Source organism: Methylobacterium jeotgali, assembly GCF_022179345.1.
Taxonomy (GTDB): domain Bacteria; phylum Pseudomonadota; class Alphaproteobacteria; order Rhizobiales; family Beijerinckiaceae; genus Methylobacterium; species Methylobacterium jeotgali.
In genome coordinates, this window is record NZ_BPQR01000019.1 from 54,307 (window position 1) to 64,826 (window position 10,520).

A 10,520-nucleotide genomic window follows, 5' to 3' on the forward strand; every position below is an offset into this window, starting at 1 on the left:
TCCAAAGGTAAACGGGTGTCAACCTAATCTTCGCGCCTAGAAAGGTTGCGCGAAACGCTTCCCTAACCTCTCTCGTTCACTGTCGCGACTGCACGGACTTGTCGTGCTGCGTGAACGAGTACCGTCGATGGACGATCTGCTGCGTGAATTCCTGACCGAGAGCAGCGAGCACCTCGATACCGTCGATACGGAACTCGTGAGGTTCGAGCAGAACCCCAACGACGAGACGATCCTCCGGAACATCTTCCGGCTGGTCCACACCATCAAGGGCACCTGCGGCTTCCTCGGCCTGCCGCGCCTCGAGGCGCTCGCCCACGCCGCCGAGACCCTGATGGGACGTTTCCGCGACGGCCTGCCCGTCAGCGGCGCCTCGGTGACCCTGATCCTCTCGACCCTCGACCGTCTGAAGGCGATCCTCGCCGACCTCGAGGCCACCGGCTCAGAGCCCGCCGGCTCCGACGACGACCTCATCGGCGCCCTGGAGCGCATGTCGGAAGGCCCCGCCGAGCCCGCACCGGCCCCCGCCAAGCCCGAGCCGGCCCTGCCCGAGCCCGTCGTCCGCGAGCTGAAGCCCGGCGAGGTCTCGCTGGAGGACCTGGAGCGCGCCTTCATGGAGGCGCCCGGTCCCGACGACTTCTCCGCGCCCGCCGCCGAGCCCCCCGCGCCGGAGCCCGTGGCCGAGATCGCCGCTCCCGAGCCCCGACCTGCCAAGGCTCCGGCCAAGGCCGCCGGCGAAGCGCCCGCCGCCCCGTCCGAGGGCGAGGGGGCCCTCGCCAAGGTGCAGACGATCCGCGTGAACGTCGATACCCTCGAGCACCTGATGACCATGGTCTCCGAGCTGGTGCTGACCCGCAACCAGCTCCTCGAGATCGCCCGCCGCCACGACGACACCAGCTTCAAGGTGCCGCTGCAGCGGCTGAGCCACGTCACCGCCGAGCTGCAGGAAGGCGTCATGAAGACGCGCATGCAGGCGATCGGCAGCGCCTGGCAGAAGCTGCCGCGCGTCATCCGCGATCTCTCGGCGGAGCTCGGCAAGCAGATCGATCTCGTGATGGTCGGCGCCGAGACCGAGCTCGACCGCCAGGTCCTCGACCTGATCAAGGACCCGCTCACCCACATGGTCCGCAACTCGGCCGATCACGGCCTCGAGTCGACCATCGAGCGCGTCGCCGCCGGCAAGCCGGCCCGCGGCACCGTGCGGCTCGCCGCCTATCACGAAGGCGGCACCATCACGATCGAGATCTCGGACGACGGGCGCGGCCTCAACCTGCCCGCCATCCGCAAGAAGGCCGTCGAGCGGGGGATCGCCTCCCCCGCCGAGATCGAGAAGATGAGCGACGCGCAGGTCGCGAAGTTCATCTTCCATGCCGGCTTCTCGACGGCCAAGGCCGTGACCTCGGTCTCCGGCCGCGGCGTCGGCATGGACGTGGTCAAGACCAACATCGAGACCATCGGCGGCGTCATCGACATCAACACCGAGCTCGGCCGCGGCACCACCTTCACCATCAAGATCCCGCTGACGCTCGCCATCGTCGCCGCGCTCATCGTGCGCTCCGGCGCGCAGCGCTTCGCGGTGCCGCAGGTGGCGGTGCTGGAGCTGGTGCGCGTCGGGCCGGAGGCGAACCAGCGGGTCGAGCGCATCAACGGCTCGCCGGTGCTGCGCCTGCGCGAGCGGCTGCTGCCGATCGTCACCCTCGCCGGCATCCTCGGCCAGCCCGACGAGGCGGAGGCCGAGAGCGGCTTCGTGGTCGTCGCCCAGGTCGGCCGCCAGCGCTTCGGCATCCTCGTGGACGAGGTCTTCCACACGGAAGAGATCGTCGTGAAGCCGATGTCGACCAAGCTGCGCCACATCCCTCTGTTTGCCGGCAACACCATCCTCGGCGACGGCGCCGTGGTGCTCATCGTCGATCCCAACGGCATCGCCCGCCAGGTCAGCCAGGGCCCGCAGGAGGCCGGCGGCACCAGCGAGGGCGAGGGCGAGGAGATCGGGGCGCAGGACGCCACCGCGACGCTCCTCGTGTTCAAGGGCGGCGCGGGCGCCTTCAAGGCGGTGCCCCTCTCCCTGGTCACGCGCCTGGAGGAGATCGACGCCTCCAAGATCGAGTGGCTCGGCGGCCGTCCGGTCATCCAGTACCGCGGCAAGCTGATGCCGCTGGTGCCCGCCGATCCCGACATCGTGGTGCGCAGCGAGGGCACGCAGGCGCTCGTCGTCTTCTCGGACGGCGACCGCTCCATGGGCCTCGTCGTCGACCAGATCGTCGACATCGTGGAGGACCGGCTCGACATCGAGCTCGCCGCCGATCGCTCCGAGCTCATCGGCTCGGCGGTGGTGCGGGGCCGGGCAACGGACATCATCAACATCGCCCACTTCCTGCCGCTCGCCTACGACGACTGGGCGCGGGGCCCGCGCAAGGCCGCCCGCCGCGAGGCGACGGTGCTGCTCGTGGACGACTCCGCCTTCTTTCGCGAGATGCTGACCCCGGTCCTCAAGGCCGCCGGCTACGCCGTCGTCACCGCCGAGAGCGCCGAGAAGGGTCTCGCCGCCCTCAAGGCCAACGCCCGCATCGACGTGGTCGTCACCGACCTCGAGATGCCCAACCGCAGCGGCCTCGAGTTCATCGCCGACATGCGCAAGGGCGATCCGCGGCTCGCCGCGATGCCGGTGGTCGCGCTCTCCAGCGCGCTCGGCGCCGACATGATCGACCGCGCCAAGGCGCTGGCCGTCACCGACCTCGTCGCGAAGTTCGACCGCAGCGGCCTCATCGCCGCGCTGGCCGAGCTCGGCGCCGGCGAGATGGCCCAGGCCGCCTGAGACCGCACGAAGGATCCCGGAGCATGACGATGATGCAGGCCGCCAACGCCAACGCCGCCGATGCGGGCGCGACCTCGGACTACGTGACGGTGTTCATCGGCGAGACCATGTTCGGCCTCGCCATCGACCGGGTGCACGACGTGTTCATCCCCGCCGGGATCACGCCGGTGCCGCTCTCGCCCCCGGAGATCGTCGGGCTGCTCAACCTGCGCGGCCGCGTCGTGACCGCGATCTGCCTGCGCCGCCGGCTCAACATGCCGCCCGCCGAGGAGGCGCGGTCCGAGTCGATGGCGATCGGCATCGAGCAGGCCGGGGAGACCTACGCGCTCGTCGTCGACGGCGTCGGCGAGGTCCTGAAGCTCGGCGCCGACACCCACGAGCCCGTGCCGATCAACCTCGATCCCCGCTGGCGCGGCGTGGCGCTCGGCGTCCACCGCCTCGACGGGCGCCTCCTCGTGATCCTCGACGTCGACGCCGTCCTGGCCTTCACGGCCTCGGGTCACGGCGCGGCCGCCGCCTGATCGCTCGGGGAACCGCCGCCATGAAGACCTGCCTCATCGTCGACGACTCGGCCGTCATCCGGAAGGTCGCCCGCCGCATCATGGAGACCCTCGGCCTCGCGGTCAGCGAGGCCGAGGACGGCGAGAAGGCGCTCGCGCACTGCGCGCAGGAGATGCCCGACGCGATCCTCCTCGACTGGAACATGCCGAACATGGACGGCTACGCCGTGCTCAAGGCGTTGCGCCGGTCCGAGGGCGGCCACCACCCCAAGATCCTGTTCTGCACGACCGAGAACGACGTCGGCGCCATCGCCCGCGCGCTTCATGCGGGGGCCGACGAGTACATCATGAAGCCGTTCGACCGGGACATCCTGCGGGACAAGCTGGAGCAGGTCGGGCTCGAACGAGAGGCGGACGCGGCCTGAGCCGCGCCCCCCTCGTCCTCACATTCCAGGAAACACCCGATGCTGGCCGCAGCCGCCTCTCCAACCGTCGCGTCCGGCGCGGCATCGGCCCACGCCCGCATCCGGGTCCTGATCGCGGATGATTCCGCGGTCGTGCGCGGGCTTGTCTCGCGCTGGATCGGCGAGGCCGGCTTCACCGTCGTCGGCACCGCCCCGAACGGCAAGGTCGCCGTCGAGATGATGAGCCGCCACGACCCGGACGTCGTGCTCCTCGACATCGACATGCCCGAGCTCGACGGCACGCAGGCGCTGCCGAAGATCCAAGCCATCAGCCCGACCGCCCAGGTCGTGATGATGTCGACGCTCACCACCCGCAACGCCGACATCTCGCTGAAATGCCTGGCGCTCGGCGCGGTCGACTACATCGCCAAGCCCGAGAGCAACCGCGGCGTCACCACCTCCGACGCCTTCCGCAACGAGTTGATCGAGCGCATCCGAGCCTTCGGCAGCGCCCGCGCCCGCCGCCGCGGCCTCACGCCCGCCTCGCCCGCCGCCGCGCCCGTCGCGGCCGCCGCGAGCGCTGCGCCGGCGGGCGCCACGCGCCTCTCGGGCCCCGTGGCGCTGCGGGCCAAGCCTCGCGCCGTGACCCTGCCAAAGGTCCTTCTCATCGGCTCCTCCACGGGCGGCCCCCGCGCCGTCGGCGAGGTTCTGGAGAAGATCGGCGCCGCCGCCCTGCGCCGGGTGCCGACCCTGATCGTCCAGCATATGCCGCCGGTGTTCACGGCCGTCTTCGCCGAGCATCTCGGCGCCCGCACCGGGCTGCCCGCCGCCGAGGGCAAGGCCGACGAGCGCCTTCAGCCCGGCCGCATCTACGTCGCGCCCGGCGGCCGCCACATGGGCCTCGTCGCGGGGCCCGGCCGCGAACCGACGCTGCGCCTCGACGACGGACCGCCGGTCAACTTCTGCCGCCCGGCCGTCGACGTACTCTTCCACGACGCCGCCGCGATCTTCGGCGCGGCGACCGTGTCGGTCATCCTCACCGGCATGGGCTCTGATGGTACCAACGGCGTGCGCTCCCTGGGAGACGCCGGCGGCATGGTGCTCGCGCAGGACGAGGCGACGAGCACGGTCTGGGGAATGCCCGGCAGCGTCGCCAAGGCCGGCCTCGCCCACGCCGTGCTGCCGCTCGGCGAGATCGGCGCGGCGCTCCGCACCCAGATCTGCGGGGGGGCGGCATGACCGAGGCTGAGTTCGAGTTCATCCGGATCTACCTGAAGCAGCGCTCGGGCCTCTCGCTCACCGGCGAGAAGCACTACCTCATCGAGAGCCGCCTCGGCCCGGTCTGCCGGCGCTTCCGCATCGCCTCGCTCACCGAGCTGGTGACCGCGCTCAAGGCCTCCCGCGACGCGGCCCTCGAGAAGGCGGTGGTCGAGGCCATGACCACAAACGAGACCTTCTTCTTCCGCGACCGGGCGCCTTTCGACCTGTTCCGCGACGTGCTGCTGCCCGAGGCGATGCAGCGCCGGGCCGCCCAGCGCCGCCTGCGGATCTGGTGCGCGGCGTCCTCGACGGGGCAGGAGCCCTACTCGCTCGCGATGATGGTGCAGGAGGCAGCTCCGAAGCTCGCCGGCTGGCAGGTCGACATCGTCGCGACCGACCTCTCGACCGAGGTGATCGAGAAGGCGCGCCAGGGCCTCTACAGCCATTTCGAGGCGCAGCGGGGCCTGCCGGTGCAGCTCCTGCTTAAGTACTTCGCCCAGGTCGGCGAGCAGTGGCAGATCGCCGCCTCGATCCGTCAGATGGTGGAGTACCGGCAGCTCAATCTGCTGAACGGCTTCGAGGGGCTCGGCCAGTTCGACATCGTGTTCTGCCGCAACGTGCTGATCTACTTCGACGCGCCGACCAAGGGCGACATCCTCCGCCGGGTGGCGGCGGCGATGAATCCCGGCGCCTCGCTGCTGCTGGGCGCCGCCGAGACCGTGATCGGGCTCACCGACCGCCTGGCCCCGCACGCGAAGCACCGGGGCCTCTACGGCCACGCCGAGGCCGCGCCGGCTGCCGCCAACGCCTCCGCGCCGGCCCCGCTCTGGCCGAAGGTCGCAGCCGCCCGCTGACGGCCTCCGCCGATCCGAACCGCGCGCCGTCCGGGCCTCCCGGGCGGCGTTCTCGCGTACGGGCTCCGGCGCGACCGATCCCTCCGGGCGCGGCCGGGGCCGATGGAAGCGCCCAAAACGAAAAGCCCCGCCGAAGCGGGGCTCTTTGCGTCGGGCCGGTGGAGAGGGGAGGGCGGTCTCAGACCGCCATGCGCTCTTCGCCCTCGACGGGCTCGCGCAGGACGTAGCCGCGGCCCCAGACGGTCTCGATGTAGTTCTTGCCCTGGCTGGCGTTGGCGAGCTTCTTGCGGAGCTTGCAGATGAACACGTCGATGATCTTCAGCTCGGGCTCGTCCATGCCGCCGTAGAGATGGTTGAGGAACATCTCCTTGGTGAGCGTCGTGCCCTTCCGCAGGGAGAGGAGCTCCAGCATCTGGTACTCCTTGCCCGTGAGGTGGACCCGGGAGCCGGCGACCTCGACGGTCTTCTGGTCGAGGTTCACGATCAGGTCGCCGGTGGTGATCACCGACTGGGCGTGACCCTTCGAGCGGCGCACGATCGCGTGGATGCGGGCGACGAGCTCATCCTTGTGGAAGGGCTTGGTCAGGTAGTCGTCGGCGCCGAAGCCAAGGCCCTTCACCTTGTCCTCGATGCCGGCGAGGCCGGAGAGGATCAGGATCGGGGTCTTCACCTTGGCGACCCGGAGCGACCGGAGCACCTCGTAGCCCGACATGTCGGGCAGGTTCAAGTCGAGGAGGATGATATCGTAGTCGTAGAGCTTGCCGAGATCGACGCCCTCTTCGCCGAGATCGGTGGTGTAGGTGTTGAAGTTCTCGGACTTGAGCATCAGCTCGATGCTCTGCGCCGTCGCGCTGTCGTCCTCGATCAGAAGTACGCGCATCGTCGATCCCCAGTCCGCCGGCCCGGATTCGGACACGGCACGCCCGTCGCCCGCCACCGGCCTGTGGACGGACGCTCCTTCGTCATTGACGTGAAACGCTATGCGTTAATCGTTAACAAAACCTGATTCTCTCGCCAAGCGTTCCTTGCCGGTTCCGGCCGGCAGGACGCATTTTTGTGCGCCTGCCGCGGACCTTTGGGGCGCTCGACATGCCGGGCGGAGCACGAGGCCCCGGCCGGCTTTCTCCTAAGTGCCTCTGAGGACTCGATCCCGCGTCGGCGCAGCCGCCGCGTGGCACGGATGCAACATCGGTCGCCGAACGGTTCGTCGGCGCGGAGGCTCCAACCGGTGCGCGAGGATCGGCCCGCTGTCGGCCCGATGACCGCAGTGTTAAGGAGGCCGGTAAACGAACCGTTGCGAGGCGCGAATGTCCGACGAGCCTCCCCGACGCGCGGGCCCGAGCCTCGCCGCCGCGCTCGCCGCGGCCGGGCGCGTCGAGACGCTCGAGACCTTCGGCCGGGTCGTGGCGATCCGCGGGCTTCTGGTGGAGGTCGCCGGACCGGTGGCCGCGATGCGCCTCGGCGGCCGCCTCGACATCGAGGGCGCCGGGCGCGCCGGCCTCATCCCCTGCGAGGTCATCGGCTTCTCCGGCGAGCGGGCGCTGGCCATGCCCTTCGGCTCGCTGGACGGGGTGCGCCGGGGCTGCCCGGCCTACGTCCGCGACGAGGCGGCCGGCGCCATCCGGCCGAGCGAGGGCTGGCTCGGGCGCGTCGTCGACGCGCTCGGCCGCCCGATCGACGGACAGGGACCGCTGCCGCAGGGCCCAGACATCTATCCGCTGCGCGCCGATCCGCCGCCTGCCCACGCCCGCCGCCGGGTCGGCGGACCGCTGGACCTCGGGGTCCGCTGCATCAACACCTTCCTGACCATGTGCGCCGGCCAGCGCATGGGCATCTTCGCCGGCTCCGGCGTCGGCAAGTCGGTGCTGCTCTCGATGCTTGCCCGCTACACGGCGGCGGACGTGGCGGTGATCGGCCTCGTCGGCGAGCGCGGCCGCGAGGTGCAGGAGTTCCTCCAGGACGACCTCGGCGAAGCGGGCCTCGCCCGCTCCGTCGTCGTGGTGGCGACCTCGGACGAGCCCGCGCTGATGCGCCGGAACGCCGCTTACGTCACCCTCTCCATCGCCGAGCACTTCCGCGACCGGGGCGCGAAAGTGCTGTGCATGATCGACTCGATCACCCGCTTCGCCATGGCGCAGCGGGACATCGGGCTCGCCGCCGGCGAGCCGCCGACCGCCAAGGGCTACACGCCGACCGTGTTCTCGGAGCTGCCGCGCCTCCTCGAACGGGCCGGGCCCGGCGCGGGGGAGGGGACGATCTCGGCGCTGTTCACGGTGCTGGTCGAGGGCGACGACCACAACGAGCCGGTGGCCGATGCCGTGCGCGGCATCCTCGACGGGCACATCGTCATGGAGCGCGCCATCGCCGAGCGCGGGCGCTATCCGGCGATCAACGTGCTGCGCTCCGTCTCGCGGACCATGCCGCGCTCCTGCGATCCGGCCTTCCTGCCGGTGGTGCGGCGGGCGCGGCGCGTGCTCTCCACCTATGCCGACATGGAGGAGCTGATCCGCCTGGGCGCCTACCGGGCCGGCTCCTCGGCGGAGGTCGACGAGGCGGTGGCGCTCATGCCCGAAATGGAGGCTTTTCTCGGGCAGGGTAAGGAAGAAGCAACCTCCATCGGCGAGGGTTACGAACGGCTCGCCGCCATCGTCGGCGGCCCGTGAGCGGTTCGGCGGCTAGAAGGGCCACGCGACCGCGAGCGTTGCGTGGAGTGAGCGTTCCCATGAAATCGCGAGACACGCTGATCCGGCTGCGCCGTTTCCAGGTGGACGAGAAGCGCCGCCGGGTGACGCAGATCGAGATGATGATGGCCGACTTCAACCGGATGGCCACCGAGCTCGACCGCGAGGTCGCCCACGAGGAGGCCCGTGCCGGCATCTCCGACACGGCGCATTTCGCCTACCCGACCTACGCCCGCGCCGCCGCCGGCCGCCGGGACAACATGCGCCAGTCGGCCGCCGCCCTCGAGGGGCAGCTCGCCGAGGCCAAGGCCGAGCTCGGCGAGGCCTTCGAGGAGCTCAAGAAGGTCGAGATCCTTGAGGGCCGCGAGCGCGGCGCCGAGCGCGCGGCGGAAGCCGCCCGCGACCAGGCCGCGATGGACGGAATCGGTCTCTCGCGCGCCCGCGCCTGACGGTCACCGGCCGATCGTCGCCCGATTCACGGGCGGACCGGCACGAAACCGTCACGATCGGATGGCACCAGCGGTCTGGACGGGCCCGTGCCCGCGCTTGCGGTTCCCGCTCGCGTGGCGCATCAGGGCTCGCACGTCCGCGGGTTGAATCCGGGTTCCATGAAGAAGCTCAGCGAATTCCTCTGGCCCCTGATCGGGCTCGCGGCGGTCGTCATCTCCGGGTACTTCCTGTACCAGGAGCTGAAGACCACATCCCTCTCCGCGGTCTGGGCCGCCATCGTCGCGATCCCGCCCCATCGGATCGCCCTTGCCGCCCTCTCGACGCTCGTCGCCTACGCCGCGCTCGCCTGGTACGACCGCATCGCCCTGATGCATCTCGGCGTGAAGAACATCTCCTGGTTCTTCGTCTCGGTCTGCTCCTTCACCACCTACGCGCTCTCGCACAACATCGGCGCCTCGGTGTTCTCGGGCGCGCTGGTGCGCTACCGGGCCTATACGGCCAAGGGCCTCTCGGCGGCGCAGGTCGCGGTGCTTGTGGCGCTCTGCTCGTTCACCTTCTTCCTCGGCACGGTGCTGCTCGGCGGCTTCGTCCTCGTCGTCGACCCGAATCTCCTGTCGCGGCTCGAAGGCAAGCTGCCGGGCTTCCTCACCGACCCGAAGACGGCGCTCGTCGTCGGCATCGGGCTGCTCGCCTTCGTCGCGCTCTACGTGGTGGGCTCGATCCTGCACCTGCGCCCGCTGACGATCCGCTCGTTCAAGCTCGAGTATCCCCGGCCGGCGATCATGGGCCGCCAGCTCATCGCCGCGCCGCTGGAGCTGCTCGGCGCCGCCGGCATCCTCTACTTCGCCCTGCCTGAGGCGATGAACCCGGGCTTCATCCCGGTGCTCGCAATCTTCCTCGCCTCGTTCTCGCTGGCGCTCGCCTCGCACGCGCCGGGGGGGCTGGGCGTGTTCGAGATCGTGTTCATCACGGCGATGCAGATCACCGACGCCGCCCAGAAGGACGCGATCATCGCCGCGGTGATCGTGTTCCGGATCTTCTACTTCTGGATCCCGGCCGTGATCTCCGTGATCGTGGTGCTGCTCTACGAGCGCTCGCGCCTCGCCTCCGCCATCGGCGGCCGGGCGCAGGTGCCGGCCTCCGTGCCGGACGCCCCCGTCGTCGCCCCGGTCTCCGAGCATTTCGACCCGCATCGCATCGAGGAGCGGCTCGAAGAAAAGGCGACCTGAAGGGGCGCATTTCCGGGCTCGGCGCTCATATGAGGGGCGAGCCGGCCGGTGCCGGCGCTCCGTGAGACCGAGCCATGGCCGAGACCGAACGCGCCTTCATCCCCCTGTCGATCGCCGTGCTCACGGTCTCGGACAGCCGCTCGCGGGCCGACGACCGCTCCGGCGACACCCTGGAGCAGCGCCTGACCGAGGCGGGCCATCGTCTCGCCGCCCGCTCCATCGTCCCCGACGAGGTCGAGGCGATCCGGCGTCAGGTCCAGGGCTGGATCGCCGACCCCGGCGTCGACGTGATCATCACGACGGGCGGCACCGGCTTCACCGGCCGCGACG

Annotated in this window: 10 protein-coding genes; 9 read left to right on the top strand and 1 reads right to left on the bottom strand. The window is 70.6% G+C overall.

Annotated elements, in window-relative coordinates; translation table 11 throughout:
• Window positions 1–127: 127 nt before the first annotated feature.
• Genes MFF04_RS06140 through MFF04_RS06160 form a run of 5 tightly spaced genes read left to right on the top strand, consistent with a single transcriptional unit; the run spans window position 128 to window position 5,830 of the window.
• On the top strand, window positions 128–2,812 hold the full coding sequence (locus MFF04_RS06140; protein ID WP_238274567.1) for a hybrid sensor histidine kinase/response regulator: 2,685 nt from the start codon (window positions 128–130) through the stop codon (window positions 2,810–2,812).
• Window positions 2,813–2,844: 32 nt separating this feature from the next.
• Window positions 2,845–3,333 carry a chemotaxis protein CheW gene (locus tag MFF04_RS06145; protein ID WP_238274579.1) on the top strand — a complete coding sequence of 163 codons (489 nt, stop codon included), beginning with the start codon at window positions 2,845–2,847 and terminating at the stop codon, window positions 3,331–3,333.
• A gap of 20 nt (window positions 3,334–3,353) precedes the next feature.
• Complete coding sequence (locus MFF04_RS06150; protein ID WP_238274568.1) at window positions 3,354–3,737, top strand: response regulator; 384 nt, start codon at window positions 3,354–3,356, stop codon at window positions 3,735–3,737.
• Between the two features lie 39 nt (window positions 3,738–3,776).
• A complete protein-coding gene (locus MFF04_RS06155; RefSeq protein ID WP_238274569.1) occupies window positions 3,777–4,955 on the top strand; it encodes a protein-glutamate methylesterase/protein-glutamine glutaminase in 1,179 nt (392 codons plus the stop codon).
• Window positions 4,952–5,830 (top strand): CheR family methyltransferase, encoded by an 879-nt coding sequence (locus tag MFF04_RS06160; RefSeq protein ID WP_238274570.1) that lies wholly within the window; start codon window positions 4,952–4,954, stop codon window positions 5,828–5,830. Before MFF04_RS06155 ends, MFF04_RS06160 begins: the two co-directional genes overlap by 4 nt.
• Window positions 5,831–6,008: 178 nt before the next feature.
• On the opposite strand, the gene ctrA is transcribed toward MFF04_RS06160, so the two are convergent.
• Window positions 6,009–6,710, bottom strand: a complete 702-nt coding sequence (gene ctrA / locus MFF04_RS06165; RefSeq protein ID WP_238274571.1) for a response regulator transcription factor CtrA — start codon at window positions 6,708–6,710, stop codon at window positions 6,009–6,011.
• Window positions 6,711–7,137: 427 nt separating this feature from the next.
• Here ctrA and fliI point away from each other — a divergent pair, with 427 nt between their 5' ends.
• From fliI to MFF04_RS06185, 4 genes are all read left to right on the top strand, one after another.
• Window positions 7,138–8,493 carry a flagellar protein export ATPase FliI gene (gene fliI / locus MFF04_RS06170; protein ID WP_238274572.1) on the top strand — a complete coding sequence of 452 codons (1,356 nt, stop codon included), beginning with the start codon at window positions 7,138–7,140 and terminating at the stop codon, window positions 8,491–8,493.
• Window positions 8,494–8,552: 59 nt separating this feature from the next.
• Window positions 8,553–8,960, top strand: coding sequence for a flagellar export protein FliJ (gene fliJ, locus MFF04_RS06175; RefSeq protein WP_238274573.1), 408 nt, complete (start codon window positions 8,553–8,555; stop codon window positions 8,958–8,960).
• 159 nt (window positions 8,961–9,119) lie between these two features.
• Window positions 9,120–10,190 (top strand): lysylphosphatidylglycerol synthase domain-containing protein, encoded by a 1,071-nt coding sequence (locus MFF04_RS06180; protein WP_238274574.1) that lies wholly within the window; start codon window positions 9,120–9,122, stop codon window positions 10,188–10,190.
• Window positions 10,191–10,264: 74 nt separating this feature from the next.
• Window positions 10,265–10,520: molybdopterin-binding protein (locus MFF04_RS06185; protein ID WP_238274575.1), on the top strand; the 256-nt coding region annotated here is incomplete at its 3' end.

Bases quoted from the DNA above. Each gene is read 5' to 3' on its own strand.
- MFF04_RS06160 (WP_238274570.1), top strand. From the start codon at position 4,952: ATGACCGAGGCTGAGTTCGAGTTCATCCGGATCTACCTGAAGCAGCGC.
- MFF04_RS06145 (WP_238274579.1), top strand. From the start codon at position 2,845: ATGCAGGCCGCCAACGCCAACGCCGCCGATGCGGGCGCGACCTCGGAC.
- fliI (WP_238274572.1), top strand. From the start codon at position 7,138: ATGTCCGACGAGCCTCCCCGACGCGCGGGCCCGAGCCTCGCCGCCGCG.
- MFF04_RS06140 (WP_238274567.1), top strand. From the start codon at position 128: ATGGACGATCTGCTGCGTGAATTCCTGACCGAGAGCAGCGAGCACCTC.
- fliJ (WP_238274573.1), top strand. From the start codon at position 8,553: ATGAAATCGCGAGACACGCTGATCCGGCTGCGCCGTTTCCAGGTGGAC.
- MFF04_RS06150 (WP_238274568.1), top strand. From the start codon at position 3,354: ATGAAGACCTGCCTCATCGTCGACGACTCGGCCGTCATCCGGAAGGTC.
- MFF04_RS06155 (WP_238274569.1), top strand. From the start codon at position 3,777: ATGCTGGCCGCAGCCGCCTCTCCAACCGTCGCGTCCGGCGCGGCATCG.
- ctrA (WP_238274571.1), bottom strand. From the start codon at position 6,710: ATGCGCGTACTTCTGATCGAGGACGACAGCGCGACGGCGCAGAGCATC.
- MFF04_RS06180 (WP_238274574.1), top strand. From the start codon at position 9,120: ATGAAGAAGCTCAGCGAATTCCTCTGGCCCCTGATCGGGCTCGCGGCG.